Consider the following 20,961-nt stretch of genomic DNA (forward strand, 5'->3'; position numbering starts at 1 on the left):
ATTGGGCGGGCCAATGCACCCGCAGGAACGGACGTTTGGCCCGGATCATCCCGATACGCGGGATAGAGCGTTGTGCGAAAAGCGGGAACCGGTTCTCGCAAAAACAATGCAACAAAACAAAAGATTAGATCAGCGTGCCTGCGTCAGCTCACAGTACACGACAGTTTGGGGACAAGGACGTGGAGCGCTGCTCCACACCTCGCTGGGGCTCCAGACCCCATTCCTTTGATTATAAAAGATGGGGGTTCGGGGCCTCAGGCCCCGAATGGGGTTGGGCGATAGCCCATTCTTTTCCACCAACTGTCCTGTGGCGCCAAGTTTAACGTACGCTGGTCCAGCGTGATTCCCCTGATCATCTTTTATGAAAAACGGAGCCGGGGCCTTCTGGCCCCAACTCCCGCTGTTCGCGCAATGCTCTAAACCGTGGTTTGCTCCATTTCGCCCAGGCCGTCGATGCCCAGTCGCATGACATCACCGCGCTGCAGGTAAACGCCCTTGCCGAGGCCGACACCCGGCGGAGTCCCGGTGGTGATCAGATCCCCCGGCAGCAGCTCCATGAACTGGCTGAGATAGCTGATGATTTCAGCGATCGGGAACAGCATGTCGGCGGTGCTGCTGTCCTGCTTCATCTCGCCATTGACCGACAGCCACAGCCGCAGGGCTTGCGGGTCCGGCACGTCGTCCGCCGTCACCAGAACCGGTCCGAGGGGGCAGAAGCCGGGGTAGCTTTTGGCCTTGATCCACTGGCCGCCGCGCTCGATCTGGTAGTCCCGTTCCGAAACATCGTTGCAGACGGTGTAGCCCGCAACGCAGGACAGGGCATCCTGCTCGCTGACATGCAGGGTCCGCCGACCGATCACCACCGCCAGTTCGACTTCCCAATCGGTTTTGGTGGAACCGGGGGGGATGCGTACCGGGTCAAAGGGGCCACTGAGGGCGCTGGTATGTTTGGAAAAGACCACCGGCTCGCTGGGCAGGGCCATCCCGGCTTCGAGGGCGTGGGCCTTGTAGTTCAGGCCGATGCACAGCAGGTTGGCGGGCAGCAGTGGCGCTCCCAGACGGACATCGGCGGGAACGGCGGGCAGCGAGGCCGGGTCGATGGCACGCAGCCGGTCGAGCAGGGCAAACGAGAGGGTGGCAGCGGTAAAGTCACTGACCACAGCAGACAGGTCGCGGATGGTGCCGCTGGCGTCCAGCAGGCCGGGCTTTTCGCTTCCGGCGGGGCCAAAGCGCAGCAGTTTCATGGAAATCTCCGAGGTGACAGGGCGGAAAGGGGATACCGGGCATGGTTCCCGTGGTGTCAGGAACTATATGGTCTCCCCGGCATGGGGGGACACTGCTTTTCCTGAAAAAAGCAGTGGTCGCCTGTCTGTTGCCACAGGAGATGCTGCCGTTGGCGGCAAAACGGTATGGCAGAGTCGTGAGCCCGCGTCACAGGGAGCGCACACTGATCCGGCCTGTCAGGCGATGGAGTCTCGTCGGCAGGCTGGTTGCCGTTATGGATGAGGCAGTAACTTCTTTTGCAGTTTCCGCACGGGAGTTCTGATTCGCTTCCGAAATGAAGCCTGCTCGCCCGGTGTGCTCCGATCTGTCAGGTCATGGCGTCGATTTTTTCATCGCTCAGGTGACCGGGGACGATGGTAACAGGCACCGACAGTTTGTCGGCGTATTTGCCGGTCAGGGCGGTGACCAGCGGCCCAGGACCATCCGAGCTGCTGCCAGAGGCCAGCACCACCACCGAAATCCGTGGGTCTTCCCGCAGCAGGCGGATCAGTTCTTCCCGTGTGTCGCCTTCGCGGATCAGCAGCTCGGGCATGTCGCCGGAAAACGCATGGACCTGAGCGGCATAGGATTGCAGGCGATGTTCGGCCTCGAGGCGGCTTTCTTCCTGAATCAGGTTGCCGACAAACATCCAGTCCTGAAACTCCGGCAGCTGCACCACCGCCAGCAGGGTGACCCGACCGCCGGTATTGCGTGCCCGCATGGCGGCAAAGCGCAGGGCGGCCCGCAGTTCTTCCGACTGATCGACGACCACCAGAAAGCGGCGGTGACTGGGGGCATTGGCTTTCAGTTCGGCATGCTGTTTTCGCGTAAAAGGCAAACGACTGCTAAACATCAGCGTGTTTCCTTCTCCCGGTGCCCTCTGATCCTTGCCTGTTGGGGGAACGGGCGTGAGTGCCCGTTGGGGTCGGGCGCGAGGGTCGTTTATGCCCGTCGATGATGCAGACTTTGGCATGTATGCGCTATGGGGTTGTATCAGGCCGTTGGGGAGAAAGGATTTTGTGCGCTGCCACAGGGGGCTTTCTGACCGCTTTGTGGGGGCGGCTCGAGTCTCGGCAATGCGGTGGTGCAGTGCGGGAAAATCTTTCTGCATCAGCGAGATAGTCGCAGGATGAAAAAGAAGAACGCCCCCCGTGGCAGGCCATGGGGGGCGTCAGAACAGTGAGCGCAAAAGTGGTCGGGGGATCAGGAGGTGGCGATCTTGCCGCCCTGCATCCGCCATCCCATCAGGCCGCCTTCCATGCGGTTGATTTCGCCATCGAAACCAGCTTCGACCATCTTGGCCGCTGCCATGCCGCAGCGCATGCCGCTCTGGCAGTGAAAGACCAGCCGTTTGGAAGAATCAACCGGGACAGCCGCCGGGTTAAAGCGTGACAGTGGCATCAGGGTTGCCCCCGGAATATGCGCACTGGCCCATTCGTTTTCTTCACGGACATCGACGATCACCACCGAGTCGTCTTCGATCCATTGCATGATCGTGCGTGGTGCCGTCAGTTTCACGTGTGCCGCCAAGGTAGCCTCCGCTGCGGGATTGGTAAACCAGCCGAACATCAGCAGTCCCCTTTCTGTCGTATGCGTCGTGTCTTGGGCCTGCCCGATCGGGGCAGACGGCGGATGGCGCGGGGGGCTGTGATGGGTGGGAGAATAATATTAGAAATCTATTATGTAAAGGGGGAGGCATCCATCCACAGCAGCCCGGGCCGGATGTATCCAAGATAAGGCTTTCTCTCGCATCTGCAATAGGTGCCGTTGGGGAAAGTGCCTGTGAAATAATCATGAATGAAAAGTAGGCGTTGAATTTTGCTTGCCTTTTCCCCTCTCGCCCGCGGTATACCTCGTCATGCCAACAGCCGCCGGGCCTTTCTGTTGCCCTTTGGCCTGCTGTCCATGCCCCCTTCTTCCAGAGAGCCAGCCATGCTTCTTGCAGCAACCCACAGCGGCAGCTTTCATGCCGATGACGTGTTCGCCTTTGCCATCCTTCAGGCCGTGACCGGCGGCGAGGTCAGCCTGACCCGGTCCCGCGATGCGGCGGATTGGGATCAGGCGACGGTGGTGTTCGATGTCGGCGGGATTTATGATCCCCAGCGCGGTCGTTATGACCACCATATGCGCGACAAGCCGTTGCGTCCGAATGGTGAAGCCTATTCGTCAGCCGGACTGATCTGGCGCGACTATGGTCGGCAGGCGATTGCCACCCTCTGTCCGGCGGCCACGCCGGGGCAGGCCGAGATCGTCTGGACCAAGATGGATGCGGCCTTGATCCGCGATATCGACCTGATGGACAACGGTGCAATGGACCGCCATCCGGGCCATCTGTCGTCGGTGCTGGAGTCGTGGAATCCGACCTTTGCCGAAACCGACCGGGCTGAAAATGATGCCTATTTTCAGGCGGTAGCGGTGGCTGATCAGGTGTTGCGGCGCGAAATTGCCCAGACGTATGCCGCCGCTTTGGCGCAGGACAGCGTAGAGGCGGCAGCAAAGGCCGCTGCCGATCCGCGCATCATCGTGCTGGACAGCCGCCTGCCGTGGGATGAGGCGGTGTTTGATCTCGATTTGCGCGAGGCCCTGTATGTCATCCGCCCGGCGGGCAAGGACTGGACCGTTTCCGCCATTCCCCCCGACCGTGGCTCATTTGCACAGCGCAAGTCATTGCCCGCGGCGTGGGGTGGTTTGCGGGAAGCCGAGCTGGCGGCGGTTTGTGGGGTCGAGGATGCGACTTTCTGCCATTCGGCCCTGTTCGTCTGTGGTGCCCTCAGCCGGGACGGTGCGATCCGCATGGCGCAGATGGCAGCTGAGGCCTGAGTGCTGCGCAAGACAAACAAAAAGCCCGTGGACCGAATACGATCCACGGGCTTTTTTGCTGTGCGTGTCAACAGGCCTACATCTGCTCCTGCTCGGCCATTGCCTTGGCAATTGCCCGTTCACGCTCCCGCTCGGCGCGGCGCATGATGATGGCGGCAATCACGATGCAGAAGGCGGCAGCGCTGACCAGCAGGGTGGCGAGGGCGTTGATCTTCGGCGTCACCCCCAGGCGCACGCTGGAGAACACCACCATCGGCAAGGTGGTCGAGCTGGGACCGGCGGTAAAGCTGGCAATCACCAGATCATCCAGCGACAGGGTGAACGACAGCAGCCAGCCCGACAGCAGGGCCGGGGCGATGATCGGCAGGGTGATCAGAAAGAACACCTTTAGCGGGCGGGCACCCAGATCCATGGCCGCTTCTTCGATGCTTTCATCCATCTGCCCCAGCCGGGACTGAATGATGATCGTCACATAGGCCATGGTAAAGGTGACGTGGGCGATGGTGATGGTGGTCATCCCGCGCCCTTCCGGCCAGCCGATCAGTTGTTCCAGCGCCACGAACAGCAGCAGGATCGACAGGCCGGTGATCACTTCGGGCATCACCAGCGGGGCGGTGATCATGCCGGAAAACAGCGTCCGCCCGCGAAAACGGCCAAAGCGCGCCAGCACCAGACCGCAGATGGTCCCGAGGATGGTCGACAGGGTGGCCGACATGGCGGCAATCACCAGACTGGTGCGTGCCGCGCCCAAAATCTGGTCATCCTGAAACAGCTCGCCATACCAGCGGGTGGAAAAGCCGCCCCATACCGTTACCAGTTTGCTGTCGTTGAAGGAATAGATCATCAACAGCAGCAGCGGCACGTACAGGAAGGCAAACCCGAAAGCCATGCAGCTGATCAGAAACGGCGACCGCTTGCTCATTTGCTGCCCTCCCGCGCTTTTTCTTCCTGCACCAGCTGATAGCGCTGGAAACCGACGATCGGCAGCACCAGCAGGATCAGCATGGCAATCGCCACCGCCGACGCCGTCGGCCAGTCGCGGTTCTGGAAGAATTCATTCCACATCACTTTCCCGATCATCAGGGTAGAGGCCCCACCCAGCAGGTCCGGAATGACAAACTCGCCGACCGACGGGATGAACACCAGCATGCAGCCGGCGACAATGCCGGGCATCGACAGCGGCAGGGTCACCTTCAGGAAGGCTTTCCACGGGCGGCAGCCCAGATCCATTGCCGCTTCGAGCAGCGAGCCGTCCAGCTTTTCCAGCGTGGTGTACAGCGGCAGGATCATGAACGGCAGATAGGAATAGACGATCCCGATATAGATGGCGAATTCAGTGTTCAGCATCTCGATCGGTTCGTTGATGATCCCCAGCCCCATCAGGGCATTGTTCAGCAGTCCGTTGTTTTTCAGGATGCCGATCCAGGCATAGACGCGAATCAGGAAACTGGTCCAGAACGGCAAAACCACCAGCAACAGCAACACATTACGGGTTGACGGCGATGAGCGGGCAATGCCATAGGCCATCGGATAGCCAAGCAGCAGGCACAGCACGGTGGCGGTGGCCGCAATGCGCAGCGAGCCAAGATAGGCATTCACGTACATGCTGTCTTCCAGCAGGTACTTGTAGCCGCTAAAGGCCAGGGTGATTTTCAGATAGGTGTCATCCACCCATTCGACCAGCGGGGTATAGGGTGGCACGCCGACCATGAACTCGGCAAAGCTGATCTTCAGGACAATGGCAAACGGTGTCAGAAAGAACAGCAGCAGCCACAGATAGGGAATGGCGATCACCAGCCCGCGCCCGCGCAGGGCCAGCGGCCCGCGAAACAGGACGCGATACAGGCGGTGTTTGGGACGCGGCGGCGGAGCATCGGCCTTGGTCTGCTCGGCCACCGTCGCGGCTGCACCGGGGGCTGGCGAGACCGTTGCGCCGCCGGTAAGGGGATCGAGTTCCGTGCTCATGAGGACACCACCACCACGTTCGACGGTTGCCACGAAATCCACACCCGGTCATCCCAGGTGATTTCCGGTTCGGCGGCGCGATAGGCGTTTTGCAGCGACACCCGCACCACCCGGCCACTGTCCAGCTTCACCAGATAGGTGCTTTCGCCACCGAGATAAACGATGTCCTGCACCACGCCGGTGCTGCAATTGCGCGAGGTGTCTGCCGGTTCTTCCTTGGACAGTGCCACCTTTTCCGGGCGGATGGCAGCATAGGCGGTGCCGCCTTCGCGGCCTGACACGCCGTGGCTGACGTAGATCGGGCGGGACAGTTCGGGGCAGTCGATCACCACATGGTCGGCTTCGTCTTCGACCAGAATGCCTTCGAACATGTTCACCGAGCCAAAAAATTCGGCAACGAAACGGGTGTTGGGGTATTCGTACATCGCGTGCGGGGTATCAACCTGCAGGATGCGGCCCTGATTCATGATCGCCACCCGGCAGGACATGGTCATCGCTTCTTCCTGATCGTGGGTCACCACCACGAATGTCACGCCCAGCGATTCCTGAATGTTGACCAGCTCCAGCTGGGTCCGTTCGCGCAGCTTTTTGTCCAGCGCACCCAGCGGTTCGTCCAGCAACAGCACCTTCGGGCGCTTGGCCAGCGCACGCACCAGCGCCACGCGCTGGCGCTGACCGCCGGACAACTGGTGCGGCTTGCGTTTGCCCAGCGCGCTGAGTTCAACGATGTCCAGCATCTCGGCCACCCGCTTTTTGACCTCGGCCGACGGCATGCCGTCCTGCTTCAGGCCAAAGGCGACGTTCTGTTCAACCGTCATGTGCGGGAACAGGGCATAGGACTGGAACATCATGTTGACCGGCCGTTCAAACGGCGGGATGTGGGTCATGTCCTGACCATCAATCAGGATGCGGCCACTGCTGGGGGTTTCAAACCCGGCCAGCATGCGCAACAGGGTGGTCTTGCCACAGCCCGAACCGCCGAGTAACGAGAACAGTTCGCCTTCGTAAATGGTCAGGCTGACATCGTTGACCGCGACGAAATCTCCGAACTTTCTGGTGACGTTCTGGATCTGGATGATCGAGCGGGGGGTGTCGGTGGGAATACTCCCGCCTTTTTCGGCGCGAGCGACTTGATCCTGAAGATTGCGGGCGAATTGTGACATGAGGGTGGGTTCCCGTACTGAAGGCAGGCGGCGCGCGGGTCGTCCGTCCCGGCAAGGAGGGCGGGCAGGAAAAAGTCAAAGAAAGAGGCGGCTGGTTTTACCGCAGCCGCCTCGTGTTCTACAGGGTTACGAGCCGGTTTTGACTTTGTTCCAAATGCGGGTGCGCAGACGTTCGATGTTCTGCGGCGGGGTTTCCTTGGTGAACAGCTTGGCCATCACGTCCGGCTTCGGGTAGATGTTCGGGTTGCCCGAGACTTCCTTGTCCACCAGCTCGGTCGATTTGGTGTTGGCGTTCGGGTACCAGACGAAATTGGTGATGTCGGCGGTGATCTGCGGCTTCAGGACGAAGTTGATGAACTTCAGGGCGTTTTCCGGATGCGGGGCATCCTTCAGCACACCCATGAAGTCGAACCACATTTCGGCGCCTTCCTGGGGGATCATGTACTGGACGGTGACACCGTTGTTGGCTTCCTTGGCGCGGGCGGCGGCCTGAGCCATGTCACCGGAATAGCCCATCGCAACGCAGATGTCGCCGTTGGCCAGTGCCGAGATCGATTCCGAGCTGTGGAACTTGGTCACATACGGACGGATCTTCAGCAGGGTCTCTTCGACCTTTTCATAATCTTTCGGATTGGTGGTGTTCGGGTTCAGGCCCAGATACTGCAGCACCGCCGGAATGACTTCGGACGGGCTGTCCATCAGGTAGAAGCCGCACTTGGAGATTTTGGCGGCCCACTTCGGGTCGAAAATCAGCGACCACGAGTCGACCGGCGCATCGGCACCGGCGGCGGCTTTCACCTTGTCCGGGTTGTGGGCGATGCCGTCGGTGCCCCACATGTAGACAATGCCGTGGGCATTGTTGGCATCATGGACCGAGGCGGCCTTCATGATCTTGGGGTCGAGGTTGGCGAGGTTGGCAACCTTGCCCTTGTCGAGTTCGCGGAAGATACCGGCCTTGATCTGACGTTCAAAGAACGGCCCGGTCGGGACGGCGATGTCATACCCGCTTTTGCCGGCCAGCAGTTTTGCTTCCAGGACTTCGTTCGAGTCATAGACGTCGTAGGTCACCTTGATGCCGGTTTCCGCCTCGAACTTGGCGATGGTGTCTTCGGCAATGTAGTCAGACCAGTTGTAGATATTGAGCTTTTTTTCTTCTTCGGCCGATGCCGCCGAAGCAAAGCCGCCAGCCATCAATGCTGCAGCAACCAGAACGCGCAAAGACTTCATGGTGCGGAACCCTCCACCTAACCATGGGGTGCTTGAACGAACCCGTCATCGCCTCCCGAACGGTCTCCTGCAGTGACAGGAGCGGGCGCAAGTCCAGGCGGTGTATCGGCTCTTTCATCCACAGACCCTGCAGGTGGTTGATGAACCTCAAGACATGGCGACCATGCCCCCCTGTTGCTCATCCGTTTCCCATCCGCAAAGCCCATAGGAGCCTGTATCCTTTGCGACTTTCTCAGCGATTGCCGCGTCACGCAAGAGCGTAGATGCCGCAGGGGCGAAAGACTTTTCCGCCTGTCCCGCCCGGGCTGGTGTCTGGCAGGAAGGTTGTCAAAGTGCGATCAAAACGGCACACAGGGAATGGCCCGGCGTGCCTCTGGGTCTTCTCCGGTGTTTTCTGCCTTGGCAGGATAGCATGTTCCCGGGGGAGCGGAAGCGGTTTAAGGTTACTTTTTGATCACTTTTTTGGGGAGCCTGTTTGCTATGCAGCATCCATCTACCGCACCCGCGTCATGGTATCAGGTTTCTGCCAGTCCGGCGCCCTCTCATCCTTCGTTGCAGGGAGAGGTGGACTGTGACGTGTGTGTGGTGGGCGGAGGGATTACCGGCTGTTCGACCGCCCTGCATCTGGCGCATCGCGGCCTGCGTGTACGGGTGATTGACGCCGAAACGGTGGCCTTTGGCGCGTCGGGGCGGTCGGGCGGGCAGGCGATTGCCGGTTTCAACCGCGACCAGCAGGCCATTGCCAGAATCGTGGGCAGTGATGATGCGAAAAAGCTGTGGAATCTCAACGAAGAGGCCCTGAAGCTGACCGAGACTCTGGTGCAGGAACACCAGATTGCCTGCGACTATCAAAAGGGGCATATCCACGTCGGGATGAAGCCGCGCCACGCCGAAGCCTTGCGGCATGAGGCCGAGGTGTGGACCCGGTTGGGGCGGCCCGGCATCGAGGTCTGGGACCGGGAGACCACCCAACAGCGGGTGGCCAGTCCGCGCTATACCAGTGCCCTGTATGATCCGAACGGAGCCCATCTGCACCCCTTGAACTATACGCTGGGTCTGGCGCGGGCAGCGGCCTCGGCCGGAGTGGTTTTTCACGAGTATACCGCGATGGAACGCTGGGAAAATCCCACCTCTGACACTGTTAATGTGATCACGAATAAAGGGCGACTCCGCAGCCGGTTTCTTGTGCTGGCCGGGAATGCCTATCTGTGGAAAACCGAACGCCGCCTTGGCCGCAAGATCATGCCGGTCGGAACCTACATCATGGCCACCGAGCCGTTGGGCGCGGGGATTGCCGCCTCGCTGATCCCCGGCAACGAGGCGGTGGCCGACATCAATTTTGTGCTGAACTATTTCCGCCTGTCGTCCGATCACCGCCTGCTGTTCGGCGGGCGGGTCAGTTATTCCGGGCTGGACCCGCTGAACATCGGGACCGCCATGCACCGGACCATGAGCCGGATTTTCCCGCAACTGGCCTTTAGCAAACCGGCCTATGCTTGGGGAGGGCATGTGGCAATCACCGTCAATCGCCTGCCGCATCTGGGGCGTCTGACGCCGACGGTCTATTTTGCCCATGGTTATTCCGGACACGGGATTGCACTCAGCGGGATGGCCGGAAAGGTGCTGGCTGAGGCCATCGCCGGTCAGGCGGAGCGGTTTGATGTCTTTGCCCGCATTCCCCATGCCTCGTTCCCTGGCGGGACGTGGCTGCGGACTCCGGCGCTGGTGCTGGCGATGGCCTGGCACCGGTTGCGCGACCTGCTGTGAGCGGAGTGACCCGGCAGGTTATCCGTGGAAATGGTCGTCACTCGTCTGGGGCAGGCTGTCCCTGATGCCATCCACCTGCTGCAGGTCGGTCAATCCGTGCGCATCAAACTGTCGGCACCGTCCCGCCATCAATCACATATTCGGTGCCCGTGATGCTGCCTGCCCGACCGGACGCCAGAAAGGCGATCAGGCTTGCGACTTCCCCGGGCGTCGTCGGACGTCCAATCGGTATTCCGCCGAGCGAGTCCATGATCATCTTCTTGCCGACGGCAATGTCACCGCCATGCCCGGCCGCAAGCCGTGTCGCAAATTCGACAGCCGCCTCAGTTTCTATCCAGCCCGGGGAAACCCGCACCACACGCACGCCTTGAGGCGACACCTGCTTTGAAAGGCTCTTGCTATAGGTCGTCAGGGCCGCCTTGGCCGCAGCATAGGCTGTCGTCGCTTCGGGCAGTGGCAGTTGGCGCTGAATGGACGTGACATGAATGACGACGCCGCTGCCGCGCGCCACCATGGCCGGAACAAGCTCGCGGTCGAGGCGAACGGCTGGCATCAGGTTGAGGTCGAGCTCACGTCTCCAGATATCGTCGCCGAGGACTTGAAAACCCCCTGCCGGGGCGGAGGAGCCGCCGAGCATATGCACCATGATATCCACCCCGCCCATGCGCTCGTTCACCGCCTCTGCCAGTGTCGCACAACCGTGCGCGCTCGTCAGGTCGGCCGCGACGAACAGCGATGGCGACACGGCTTCCGGCTTCGTGCGGGCGGTCGTCAGAACCTCCGCTCCCAGACCCTGAAAAAGGCTGACGGTCGCAGCACCTGCACCGCGTGTCCCGGATGTGATCAGCGCGCGTTTTCCGCTCAGGTCGAGAAACGGATGAGCACTGCTCTGGAAGCCCGCGCTCACAGCGCGATCTCCAGTCCGGCAATCTTCCCGTCATCGAGGATGAACTGATAGCGCAGGTCTACCGGGCTTCCGGGGAAATCACCAGCAAGATGGGCGACGACGATTGTGCGGTTGCCTTCCGTCGATATCGAGAACGGCTCGACAGTGTAGCTATACTTTCTGGATGAGTTCGATGCCCATTGTCGTATCGCATCCCTTCCAGTGTAACTCTTCCCCTCATCCTTGACGACAGCGAGATGGCTAAAGCATCTGGAAACAGCTTCAGCGCTTTTTTCCCCGTCGGCGGCAAAATACTCAGCAATCATACCGGTCAGCGTGATGGTCATCCTTCATCTCCACTCTGCTGTGGATGCCCCTTGTCTGGTGCTCTCCATCTTTTGGTAACGCCAACTTAGCGCTGGACCTTTGCCATGATAATCGGGATAAATCGTCATGCTGTGTTGTGAAAAGCAGGACAATGCCTCAAGACGGTCTGATTGGGTTTGATGCGGTGCTTGCCATTGCGCGACGAGGGTCGTTCCGGGCGGCGGCGCTGGAGCTTGGCCTGTCAACGACCGCACTAAGCAATGTCATCGCAAAGCTGGAACGCAAGCTCGGTATCCGCCTGTTCAATCGCACGACCCGCAGCGTTTCCCTTACAGACGCCGGACGGAAGTTTGTCGATCAGGTCGGTCCTGCCGTGAAAACCATTCATGACGCGATGGATATCGCCCGTTCGCAGCAGGAGATGCCGTCTGGAACTCTCCGCATCAATGCTTTTGCAACAGCCGCGCGGGAGGTTCTTGGGCCGCTTCTGTTGCAGTTCCTGCGGCGCTATCCCGAGGTTCATATCGATCTCGTTACCGAGGGCCGGATTGTGGACATCGTTGCCGAGGGGTTTGATCTTGGCCTGAGGAGCGCCGACCTTGTGCCGAGCGACATGATTGCCATTCCTGTGGGGCCTCCCCGTAGATTTGCCGTCGTTGCCTCACCTGCCTACTTTAAAACCAACGGCAAACCCTTTGTTCCTCCCGACCTCCTTCACCATGCGTGCCTGCGCATCCGGCTCCCGAATGGCGCGATCCATCGCTGGCGATTCGAGAAGGATGGGCAGGTTGCCCAGATAGACGTCCAAGGTCCAATGACCCTCGACGAGGCAAGCCTCGCGCGCATCGCTGTCCTGAACGATGCCGGGATCGGCTATTTCATGGAATCCGATGTCCGCGCAGACATCGAAGCGGGATGCCTGGTTCGCGTTCTGGAAGACTGGACCCCGCCGCTTGCGCCTTTGTGCCTTTATTATCCCAGCAGGCGAAATCCCTCGGCTGCGTTCAAGGCCTTAATCGGCATGGCGCGTCAAATCGCAGGATGACAGTCATCTGCCGCGTTTGAGAGATCAGCCAGAGCCGTTTCAAGGTGAGCCTGTACGGTCAGCGGCCCGGAAAATGCGGCACGGAAAACGGCGAGTCTTTGGGCTCCGTGTGAAAACGCTCACTGCTCTATCCGTGGAAATGGTCGTAAATCGTCTGGGCCAGACTTTCACTGATGCCGTCCACCTGTTGCAGGTCGGTCAATCCGGCCTCGGCCACCCCACGCGCCGACCCAAAGGCATGCAGCAGGGCTTTCTTGCGTTTGGGACCAATCCCCGGCAAGCCATCAAGCGGCGAGCGGCTGATATCCTGTGAACGGCGGGCCCGGTGGGAGCCAATGGCAAAGCGGTGGGCTTCGTCGCGCAGGCGCTGCAGGAAATAATGCACCGGGTGATTATGGGCGAGGGTGAACGGCTCGCGTCCCTCAATGAAATAGGTTTCGCGCCCGGCGTTGCGATCCGGTCCCTTGGCGATCCCGATCAGGGTGACGTCATCAATTGCCAGATCGTCCAGCACCGCTTTGGCGACGTTGAATTGTCCCTGCCCGCCGTCGATCAGCACCACGTCCGGCCATTGCCCGCGGTCGCGGTCGGGGTCTTCCTTTTGCGCACGGGTAAAGCGGCGGGTCAGCACCTCGCGCATCATCGCAAAGTCGTTGCCGGGGGTGACGGTGGGATCCTTGATGTTGAACTTGCGGTAGGCGCTTTTGTTAAAGCCCTCGGGCCCGGCAACGATCATCCCCCCAACCATGTTGGTGCCCTGAATGTGCGAGTTGTCGTAGACCTCGATCCGCTGGGGCGGGCCATCAAGCTCAAACAGCTCGGCCATCGCCACCAGCAGGGTGTTCTGCGCTGAACTTTCGGCCAGCCGCCGCCCCAGCGCTTCGCGGGCATTGGTCAGGGCGTGGGCGATGGCCTTGGTGCGCGGGCCGCGTTTGGGCACCGTCACATCGACCTTGCGGCCTGCCCGCAGGTTCAGGGCGGCACAGACCAGATCATGGTTCGGCAGCGGTTCGGACAGCAGAATGGAATGGGGAGGCAGCTTGTTGGCATAGAACTGGCCGACAAAAGCCTCCAGAACCTCGCCTGAGGGGGCATCCGGGCTGTGCTGGGGGAAGTAGGCCCGGTTGCCATAGTTCTGCCCCATGCGGAAGAAAAACACCTGCAGGCAGCTTTGCCCACCTGCCTGATGGATGGCGATCACATCGGCATCGCGCATGTCATCAATGGCAATGTCCTGATGGGCCTGCACCTGCGCCAGTGCCCGGATGCGGTCGCGCAGGATGGCGGCGTCCTCGAATTCCATCGCGGCGGAATGGACCTCCATGCGGGTGGCCAGTTCGGCCTGAATGTCCTTGCTGTCGCCAGACAGGAATGCCTTGGCCTGCGTGACCAGCGTCTGATAGTCGGCGCGGCTGATCCGGTCCACACAAGGGGCGCTACAGCGTTTGATTTGATGCAGCAGGCAGGGGCGGGTCCGGCTGTTGAACACCGCATCGGTGCAACTGCGCAGCAAAAAGGCTTTTTGAATCTGGTTCAGGGTCTGGTTGACCGCGCCCGCCGAAGCAAAGGGGCCGAAGTAATCGCCAATCAGGCTTTTGCTGCCGCGATGCTTGATTACCTGAGGAAAGTCGTCGGCGCTGGTCAGAACCAGATAGGGAAACGACTTGTCGTCGCGCAGCAGGATATTATAGCGCGGCTTCAGGGTTTTGATCAGGTTCGATTCCAGCAGCAGGGCTTCGGCTTCGGTGTGGGTGGTGACGATCTCCATGCTGATGGTCTCGGAGACCATCCGTTGCAGCCGCAGGGGCAGGGCGTCGATGCGGGTATAGGCCACCACCCGCTTTTTCAGGCTTTTGGCCTTGCCGACGTACAGGGCATCGCCCTTGCCGTTCAGCATGCGGTAAACGCCGGGGCTGTCGGGCAGGGTGCGCAGGGTCTGCCGAATCACCTCTACCCCGCGCACGGTCGGCGTCAGGGCATCGGAGGAGGCTGTGTCCACGGTGGGCGGGGGGGCGGGTGTCTGGCTCATGGGCGAAGATATATCCAGCCTTGCCCTGCCTTCCAAGGGGGTAAATGAAGAACATCAGGCGGTGGCGATGTGTTATCCCGCGACTATCCACGAATCCTGTGGATAACCTTGTGGGTAATGGCAGGAACAACTCATGGGAACCGCAGACTCTCTAGGGTTTGAGCAGGTTGCTTAAAAAGTGGGCAAAATGACTAAGGCATTGTTGTTTATGAATTAATCAGTTTTTCGTGGTGGATAAAGCGACTCGCGATTCTCTCTCTTGACAGAAATACGACGATGGGGCAGCCCGGAATCACCCTGTGGAAAAGATGTGGATGAGTGCCGATTCGGGCGCATGTTTCCTAGGTCTCCTTTCGCACCGCATCTAGAATCGCCGGCTGGACGAGTATGCGGAAATAGTCCAAAAGGACTGGTTTTGCGTTTGCTGGCTGTCGTGCCTGTCACAGAAGAGTCATCGAGTCGCATGTTCTTCAGCCTGTGTGTAAGCAGGCAAAGAACATGGCAAAGTTGCCACACTGCAGCAGGAAATGCAGGACAAAAGGTTAGGCCCGCGTACTGGTCTAACCTTTTGGTGTGCCGCATTGTTGTTGCGAAAACCGGTTCCCACTTTTCGCACGCTGCTCTAGAGCATTTTCAAGTTGACCGTCTCCGGTCAACGGCTCGGAAAATGCGGCACTCAAAGGGAAGAGCGTTTTCGTTCGGTGTGAAAACGCTCTAAAAAACACAGCCCCTTTTGATCCTGCGACCAAAAGGGGCTGTGTATAGAGCATGCAGACGGTGGGGAAATCAGGCCGCCGGAGCCCCGATGCTGGGGCCGTTGTAGCCGGGCCGGGCGACGGCATAGACGCCGCGCTGGCTGGGGATCGGCTTGAACCGTTCCGAGATGCCCAGAACCGTCTCGGCACCGCCCAGATAGAGCACCGCGTCGTCGGTCATCTGCTTCGACATGTTTTCCAGCACCACCGACTTGGTCGGCTGGTCAAAGTAAATCAGCACGTTGCGGCAGAACACCACGTCAAACGTCCCTAACGCCTTCATGTCCTGCAGCAGGTTCCATTCCTTGAACTGCACCATCGACCGTACTGCCGGGTCCAGTTCCCACTGGTCATCGCGTTTCTGGAAGTATTTGACCAGCAGCTGAATCGGCAGCCCGCGCTGGACTTCAAACTGTGAGTACAGGCCAGAGCGGGCTTTTTGCAGGATTTCCCGCGACAGGTCGGTGCCGACGATCTCGACTTTCCAGCCCGCCAGCCTGGCGGCATGTTCCTTGAGGATCATGGCCAGGGAATAGGGTTCCTGCCCGGAGGATGCTGCGGCACACCAGATGCGAAAGCTGCGCTTGGTGGCCCGTGTTCTCAACAGGTTGGGCAGAACAACGTCGCGGAACTGGTCAAAGGGCTTTTGATCCCGAAAAAAGAACGACTCGTTGGTTGTCATTGCGTCGGTGACATCGGCAGCAAGTGCCTCGTCCCGGCGGCGAAGCTGGGCAACCAGGTCTTCCAATCCCTTGAGGCCGCGTTTGCGGGCCACAGGCATCAGTCGGCTTTCGAGCAGATAGGATTTGTCCGGGGTCAGGACCAGACCGGACCGCTCCTTCAGCATCTTGGCCAAAAAGTCAAAATCATCGGGTTTCATAACTATGCCCGCCTGTTTGCGAACTTGTGGATCCAGCCGGCGATGTCCTGAATGGGCAGGACTGCCGCGCAGACCCCCGCCTGGGCGGTGGCACCGGGCATGCCCCACACCACGCTGGTTGCCTCGTCCTGGGCAATGACGGTGCCGCCGGTTTCGACGATCACCTTGCCGCCACGGGCGCCATCCGACCCCATGCCGGTCAGCACGCAGGCCAGAACCTTGCGGCCATAGACCTGCGAAATCGACCGGAACATCGGATCGACGGACGGACGGCAGAAGTTTTCCGGTGCGCCCTGATTCAGGCGCAGGATCTTTTCACCGTTCTTGACCTCGACCAGCATGTGGTAATCGCCGGGGGCGACATAGACCTTGCCACCTTCGATGCGGTCGCCATCGGCGGCTTCCTTGGCCGGGAAGCCGGACAGGCGCGAGATGTGTTCCGCGAGGATGGTGGTAAAGGTTGCCGGCATGTGCTGGGTGATCAGGATCGGCTGGGTAACACCACCCGCTTTCATGATCCCGCTGAGGACGGTAAACAGGGCTTGCGGACCACCGGTCGAGCTGCCGATGCAGATGACATCCGGGCGCTCGGTTCCGGCCTGACGCAAGACAACCTTGGTGCCGGGAGGCGCCAGCGGGCTGCTGGCCGGCGCGGGGGCCACTGCTGCGCCGGGGCGGCGCAGGGTCGGAACTGCGGCTGCAGCCGGGGCAGCCGGAGCCGGGCGACGGCCCGAGCTGCGGCGGACCGCAGCCCCCAAAGCCTTCACCTTTTCCACCAGCTCGCGCTTGAAATCGGTGCCGCCAGTCAGTTCCCGCGAAGAGGACGGTTTGGGGATATAGTCGGTTGCGCCCAGCTCAAGGGCCTTCAGGCTGATTTCGGCATTTTTCTGCGTCAGGGTCGAAGACATGATGACCTTGGGACGCGACGGCGAAGCAAGAATTTTCGGCAGTGCGGTGAGGCCATCCATCACCGGCATTTCGATATCGAGAACGACGATTTCGATATCCTGTCGCTCCAGTGTCTGAATGGCACTTTGTCCGTTGCCGACAGAAGCCACGACCTTGATTGCCGGGTCGGATTCGAGCATACGGGTTTCCAGACCACGGACCACCGCCGAGTCGTCAACGACCATCACGCGGTAAGGTTCAGTGGCACCAGTTCCGGCTGGCGTAGATGATGCGTCCCTGGGAAAGGTCAAGGCTTCGCTCCCCTTGCTGCTGACTGAGCGTCTGATCAGTCGATCAGGCCGACCTGTGCAAACTTTGCTTGCAGGATTTCGCTGTCAAAGGGCTTCATGATGTACTCATTCGCGCCTGCTTCGATGGCTTCCTGAATGTGCTCGATGTCGTTTTCGGTGGTGCAGAACACGACAACGGGCGTTTCGCCGCCGGGGAGTTTGCGCAGTTCGCGCAGGAACTCTATGCCGTTCATCACAGGCATGTTCCAGTCCAGCAGAACTGCATCAGGCATGGTCTGCTTGCACGCATCCAGCGCGCTTTTACCGTCTTCGGCTTCGGCGGTGCTGAATTGCAATTCCTGCAAAATCTTTTTGGCCACCATGCGGATGACTTTGGAGTCATCGACGATCAAACAGGATTTCATACCTCTCTGTGCCCCCAACGGATTATCCTGTGCGACCATCGGATGGTTTTCCTCTGGTCACGGCTGCCGGGTGGCAGCATCAGGTTCATGAACGCGTTGCCCGCCAAACGGGCTCGTGGAATGGCATCGCATTGATACCAGAAGACAAAATAGCCGGAGCCAGAGGTCCGATCAACGAACCATAGTGCTTAGGGGCTGCTTTTTCATCCCACCGTCCCCGGAGTAGAACCGAAGAGGGGGCTGGGGGTAATCCCGCAGCCCCCTCTGGTCTGTCAGACGATGGGTCAGGCGGCTGCCGACCCCAGAATGTGCTGCAGGGTATCAAGCAGCGAGTCACGGTCGAACTTGGCCACATAGTCGTCAAAGCCAACCTGACGGCCACGTTCAAAGTCACGTTCGGTTGCATGCGAGCTGAGGGCAATCAGCGGTACGCTGCGCCAACGCTCGTCACCGCGTACGGCTTCGGCAAACTGGAAGCCATCCATCCCCGGCATTTCGATGTCCGAGATGACGCAGCTGAACGACAGGCCGGCATCGCGCATTTCCAGCGCCTTGGCGGCACTTTCGACGGCGGTGACGTCATAGCCGGATACTGACAGCAGCGGGGTCAGCAGGTTGCGGAAGAACGGGCTGTCATCGATCAGCAGGATCGACCGGTTGCGACTCAGCATGGCGTTTTCACCCACGCTGTGATCCGGGGTGCCGAACCAGTCGCCAAAGGCGGCAGTCAGGTAATAGCCGGTGTCAATCACATCGGTGGCCTTGCCCCCGATGATGGCGGTCCCGATCACCCCTTCCGAGCTGGCCTTCAGTTCGACGCGCAGGCGGTCTTCGACGATATCGACGATTTCGTCGACCACCAGACCCATCGAGCGGTCGCGGTCAGCGAACACCAGCACCGGCTGACGGCCCTTGTCGGCCATCTGATAGCTGCTGTTGACCGCAATCAGCGGCATCAGCTGACCACGGTACTGCACCACCGGCTTGCCATAGGAGTGTTCGATGGTTTCCAGATCGACTTCTTCCAGACGGGCCACCAGCGCCAGCGGCACCGCCTTGAGGTCGTTCGACCCGGCGCGGAAGATCAGCAGGCTGGTGCGATCGTCCGAGTGCTGGATTTCGGTGGTGGTAGCCGAATCACCGGCGGCATTGCTGCCCATGGTGACTTCGCCAGTGGCCGAGGCAATCCCGTTCGGATCAAGGATCATGATCACCGAGCCGTCACCGAGGATGGTGTTGCCCGAGAACATCGAGATGTGACGCAGGATCGGCGCCACCGGCTTGACCACGATTTCTTCGGTGTCGAACACGCGATCGACGATGATCCCGAAGGTGTAGGTACCGACCTGGGTGACGACGATGAAGGTTTCCTGGGTGTCTTCGGCAACGCTGGCAGCCATCGCCAGCGTTTCGGCGCTGTCACCCTGCGTGCGCAGCTCGCGGATGCGTTCCTGCGCCGCCGAAATTTCCTCGGCCAGCTTTTCCGGCGATTCCTTGCGCAGCTTCAGCTGGTTGGCCAGGCTGACCAGCGGCAACAGGCGATCGCGCAGACGCAGGACCGGGGTGGCATTGATCATCTCGATGCCGTTTTCGCTGTTGGCGGTGACGCGCACCAGTTCCAGCACCGAAATCTGCGGGATGGCAAAGCGTTCTTCGGCACATTCAACGATCAGGGCCGACACGATGGCCAGCGTCAGCGGGATCTTGATCGTAAAGGTGGTGCCGCGCCCTTCGTAGGTCTTCAGTTCGACGGTGCCACCGATCTTTTCGATGTTGGTGCGCACCACGTCCATGCCGACGCCGCGCCCGGACACGCTGGTGATCTTTTCAGCGGTCGAGAAGCCCGCCTTGAAGATGAACTGCGCGACCTGCTGGTCGTTCATGTTGTCGAGTTCGGATTCGGTGGCAAGGCTGTTCATGATCGCCTTTTCCCGGATGCGACCGATGTTCAGGCCGCGACCGTCATCCGAAATCTCGATGATGATGTGGCCGCCTTCGTGGAAGGCGTTGAGCTTGATGATGCCGGTTTCGGACTTGCCGGCCATGCGGCGGCCTTCGTTGTCTTCCAGGCCATGGTCCGCCGAGTTGCGCACCATGTGGGTCAACGGGTCCTTGATCAGTTCCAGCACCTGACGGTCGAGTTCGGTCTCGGCACCGTACATTTGCAGGTCGATCTTTTTGCCGGTTTCAATCGCCAGATCGCGCACGATACGCGGCAGTTTGGCCCAGGCGTTTCCGATCGGCTGCATGCGGGTCTTCATCACCCCTTCCTGCAGGTCGGTGGTGATGTGGGACAGGCGTTGCAGCGGAGCAGCGAATTCGCTGTCGTCGCGGCCACGCACCATCTGCAGCAACTGGTTGCGGGTCAGCACCAGTTCCGACACCAGCGTCATCAGGTTTTCGAGCAGCTCGACGTTGACGCGAATGGACTGGGCGGCAATGGCCGACTCGGCGCTTTTGGCGGCGCCACCCTTGTCATCGCCCGGATGGGCGGCGGTGACCGGAACCGGCGGGCTGGCTTTCGGCGGGGCGGCAGGCACGGGCGGTGCCACCGGAACCGGAGCCGCCGCGGCGGGAACGGGAACCGGAGGAGCCGCGGGCCTGGCAGCCTCGGCGGCATGCATCTCCGCTTCCATCTCGGCGATCATTTCGGCTTCGGTGGCGGCGCGCTTGCCCCTGGCGAGGGCGGCTTCGACCTCGGCCAGCAGTTCGGCGGCCACCGGGAAACCGGCGTCGCTGGTCATCGGGCCATCTTCTGCCGGGGCGGCAGGCGCTGCCGGGGCCGCCGGGGCCGGAGCCGCAACCACCCGGCCATCGGCCATGGCGTTCAACTGCACCTTGAGGTCGTCGTCGTTGCCTTCCGGTTCGGTTTCGGTGGCTTCGATGTGCGCCAGAATTTCCTTGATGCGGTCAATCGAGGCCAGAATCAGGGTCACCGCATGCGGGGTGACTTCCAGTTCGCCATCGCGGAATTTGCCCAGGACGTTTTCCCCGGCGTGGGCCAGGGTTTCCAGACGCGGCAGCCCGAGGAAGCCGCAGGTGCCCTTGATGGTATGCACCAGACGGAAAATGTTGGACAGAATACCGGAATCGTTAGGGTTCTGCTCCAGATTCACCAGCTCGACGTCGAGTGTGGCGAGACTTTCCGACGTTTCCGTCAGGAATTCACTGAGCAGGTCATCCATGGGTTCTCTCCATCCCGTTTACACCTGGTGCCCCGTGTGGACCATC

The 20,961-nt window shown here is 60.5% G+C and carries 17 protein-coding genes; 3 read left to right on the forward strand and 14 right to left on the reverse strand.

Annotated elements, in window-relative coordinates; genetic code table 11:
* Window positions 1-416 precede the first annotated feature (416 nt).
* The 3 genes from BW995_RS07195 to BW995_RS07205 all read right to left on the reverse strand — a co-directional run bounded on the left by BW995_RS07195 (window position 417) and on the right by BW995_RS07205 (window position 2,793).
* Complete coding sequence (locus BW995_RS07195) at window positions 417-1,244, reverse strand: fumarylacetoacetate hydrolase family protein (protein WP_076399471.1); 828 nt, start codon at window positions 1,242-1,244, stop codon at window positions 417-419.
* Between the two features lie 347 nt (window positions 1,245-1,591).
* Window positions 1,592-2,116: a universal stress protein gene (locus BW995_RS07200; protein ID WP_076399472.1), complete on the reverse strand. Its 525-nt coding sequence runs from the start codon at window positions 2,114-2,116 to the stop codon at window positions 1,592-1,594.
* 350 nt (window positions 2,117-2,466) lie between these two features.
* The gene (locus BW995_RS07205; protein WP_245821321.1) at window positions 2,467-2,793 is read right to left on the reverse strand and encodes a rhodanese-like domain-containing protein; all 327 of its coding nucleotides are present in this window, start codon (window positions 2,791-2,793) and stop codon (window positions 2,467-2,469) included.
* 402 nt (window positions 2,794-3,195) lie between these two features.
* Between BW995_RS07205 and BW995_RS07210 the strand changes: the two genes are divergently transcribed.
* The gene (locus BW995_RS07210; RefSeq protein ID WP_076399474.1) at window positions 3,196-4,083 is read left to right on the forward strand and encodes an MYG1 family protein; all 888 of its coding nucleotides are present in this window, start codon (window positions 3,196-3,198) and stop codon (window positions 4,081-4,083) included.
* A gap of 76 nt (window positions 4,084-4,159) precedes the next feature.
* Here BW995_RS07210 and BW995_RS07215 read toward each other — a convergent pair whose 3' ends face one another.
* The 4 genes from BW995_RS07215 to BW995_RS07230 all read right to left on the reverse strand — a co-directional run bounded on the left by BW995_RS07215 (window position 4,160) and on the right by BW995_RS07230 (window position 8,438).
* Window positions 4,160-5,005 carry an ABC transporter permease subunit gene (locus BW995_RS07215; RefSeq protein ID WP_076399475.1) on the reverse strand — a complete coding sequence of 282 codons (846 nt, stop codon included), beginning with the start codon at window positions 5,003-5,005 and terminating at the stop codon, window positions 4,160-4,162.
* Window positions 5,002-6,048: an ABC transporter permease subunit gene (locus tag BW995_RS07220; RefSeq protein ID WP_084194651.1), complete on the reverse strand. Its 1,047-nt coding sequence runs from the start codon at window positions 6,046-6,048 to the stop codon at window positions 5,002-5,004. The genes BW995_RS07215 and BW995_RS07220 overlap by 4 nt, the downstream gene beginning before the upstream one ends.
* Entirely contained in the window at window positions 6,045-7,211 is a 1,167-nt protein-coding gene (locus BW995_RS07225) for an ABC transporter ATP-binding protein (RefSeq protein WP_076399476.1), read from the reverse strand. Before BW995_RS07225 ends, BW995_RS07220 begins: the two co-directional genes overlap by 4 nt.
* 126 nt (window positions 7,212-7,337) lie before the next feature.
* Window positions 7,338-8,438: a polyamine ABC transporter substrate-binding protein gene (locus BW995_RS07230; RefSeq protein ID WP_076399477.1), complete on the reverse strand. Its 1,101-nt coding sequence runs from the start codon at window positions 8,436-8,438 to the stop codon at window positions 7,338-7,340.
* A gap of 480 nt (window positions 8,439-8,918) precedes the next feature.
* On the opposite strand from BW995_RS07230, the gene BW995_RS07235 reads away from it, so the two are divergent.
* A complete protein-coding gene (locus tag BW995_RS07235; RefSeq protein WP_076399478.1) occupies window positions 8,919-10,205 on the forward strand; it encodes an NAD(P)/FAD-dependent oxidoreductase in 1,287 nt (428 codons plus the stop codon).
* Between the two features lie 103 nt (window positions 10,206-10,308).
* Here the strand turns inward: BW995_RS07235 and BW995_RS07240 are convergent, their stop codons facing one another.
* Both BW995_RS07240 and BW995_RS07245 read right to left on the reverse strand, forming a co-directional pair.
* Window positions 10,309-11,112, reverse strand: coding sequence for an SDR family oxidoreductase (locus BW995_RS07240; protein WP_076399479.1), 804 nt, complete (start codon window positions 11,110-11,112; stop codon window positions 10,309-10,311).
* Complete coding sequence (locus BW995_RS07245) at window positions 11,109-11,438, reverse strand: nuclear transport factor 2 family protein (protein WP_076399480.1); 330 nt, start codon at window positions 11,436-11,438, stop codon at window positions 11,109-11,111. Before BW995_RS07245 ends, BW995_RS07240 begins: the two co-directional genes overlap by 4 nt.
* A 131-nt stretch (window positions 11,439-11,569) precedes the next feature.
* Between BW995_RS07245 and BW995_RS07250 the strand changes: the two genes are divergently transcribed.
* Window positions 11,570-12,463 (forward strand): LysR family transcriptional regulator, encoded by an 894-nt coding sequence (locus BW995_RS07250; protein ID WP_076399481.1) that lies wholly within the window; start codon window positions 11,570-11,572, stop codon window positions 12,461-12,463.
* Window positions 12,464-12,590: 127 nt separating this feature from the next.
* Here the strand turns inward: BW995_RS07250 and uvrC are convergent, their stop codons facing one another.
* From uvrC to BW995_RS07275, 5 genes are all read right to left on the reverse strand, one after another.
* Window positions 12,591-14,492: an excinuclease ABC subunit UvrC gene (gene uvrC, locus BW995_RS07255; protein WP_076399482.1), complete on the reverse strand. Its 1,902-nt coding sequence runs from the start codon at window positions 14,490-14,492 to the stop codon at window positions 12,591-12,593.
* A gap of 786 nt (window positions 14,493-15,278) precedes the next feature.
* Complete coding sequence (locus BW995_RS07260; RefSeq protein WP_076399483.1) at window positions 15,279-16,127, reverse strand: CheR family methyltransferase; 849 nt, start codon at window positions 16,125-16,127, stop codon at window positions 15,279-15,281.
* 2 nt (window positions 16,128-16,129) lie between these two features.
* On the reverse strand, window positions 16,130-17,260 hold the full coding sequence (locus tag BW995_RS07265; protein ID WP_076399484.1) for a protein-glutamate methylesterase/protein-glutamine glutaminase: 1,131 nt from the start codon (window positions 17,258-17,260) through the stop codon (window positions 16,130-16,132).
* A gap of 101 nt (window positions 17,261-17,361) precedes the next feature.
* Entirely contained in the window at window positions 17,362-17,730 is a 369-nt protein-coding gene (locus BW995_RS07270; protein ID WP_076399485.1) for a response regulator, read from the reverse strand.
* Between the two features lie 284 nt (window positions 17,731-18,014).
* Window positions 18,015-20,915 (reverse strand): hybrid sensor histidine kinase/response regulator, encoded by a 2,901-nt coding sequence (locus BW995_RS07275; protein WP_076399486.1) that lies wholly within the window; start codon window positions 20,913-20,915, stop codon window positions 18,015-18,017.
* Window positions 20,916-20,961: the final 46 nt, after the last annotated feature.

This window comes from Insolitispirillum peregrinum (genome assembly GCF_900156605.1).
Lineage (GTDB): Bacteria > Pseudomonadota > Alphaproteobacteria > Rhodospirillales > Rhodospirillaceae > Insolitispirillum > Insolitispirillum peregrinum.

Coding starts and splice junctions, on each gene's coding strand:
- BW995_RS07195 (WP_076399471.1), bottom strand. CDS start 1,244: ATGAAACTGCTGCGCTTTGGCCCCGCCGGAAGCGAAAAGCCCGGCCTG.
- BW995_RS07200 (WP_076399472.1), bottom strand. CDS start 2,116: ATGTTTAGCAGTCGTTTGCCTTTTACGCGAAAACAGCATGCCGAACTG.
- BW995_RS07210 (WP_076399474.1), top strand. CDS start 3,196: ATGCTTCTTGCAGCAACCCACAGCGGCAGCTTTCATGCCGATGACGTG.
- BW995_RS07215 (WP_076399475.1), bottom strand. CDS start 5,005: ATGAGCAAGCGGTCGCCGTTTCTGATCAGCTGCATGGCTTTCGGGTTT.
- BW995_RS07220 (WP_084194651.1), bottom strand. CDS start 6,048: ATGAGCACGGAACTCGATCCCCTTACCGGCGGCGCAACGGTCTCGCCA.
- BW995_RS07225 (WP_076399476.1), bottom strand. CDS start 7,211: ATGTCACAATTCGCCCGCAATCTTCAGGATCAAGTCGCTCGCGCCGAA.
- BW995_RS07230 (WP_076399477.1), bottom strand. CDS start 8,438: ATGAAGTCTTTGCGCGTTCTGGTTGCTGCAGCATTGATGGCTGGCGGC.
- BW995_RS07235 (WP_076399478.1), top strand. CDS start 8,919: ATGCAGCATCCATCTACCGCACCCGCGTCATGGTATCAGGTTTCTGCC.
- BW995_RS07245 (WP_076399480.1), bottom strand. CDS start 11,438: ATGACCATCACGCTGACCGGTATGATTGCTGAGTATTTTGCCGCCGAC.
- BW995_RS07250 (WP_076399481.1), top strand. CDS start 11,570: ATGCCTCAAGACGGTCTGATTGGGTTTGATGCGGTGCTTGCCATTGCG.
- uvrC (WP_076399482.1), bottom strand. CDS start 14,492: ATGAGCCAGACACCCGCCCCCCCGCCCACCGTGGACACAGCCTCCTCC.
- BW995_RS07260 (WP_076399483.1), bottom strand. CDS start 16,127: ATGAAACCCGATGATTTTGACTTTTTGGCCAAGATGCTGAAGGAGCGG.
- BW995_RS07265 (WP_076399484.1), bottom strand. CDS start 17,260: ATGGTCGTTGACGACTCGGCGGTGGTCCGTGGTCTGGAAACCCGTATG.
- BW995_RS07270 (WP_076399485.1), bottom strand. CDS start 17,730: ATGAAATCCTGTTTGATCGTCGATGACTCCAAAGTCATCCGCATGGTG.
- BW995_RS07275 (WP_076399486.1), bottom strand. CDS start 20,915: ATGGATGACCTGCTCAGTGAATTCCTGACGGAAACGTCGGAAAGTCTC.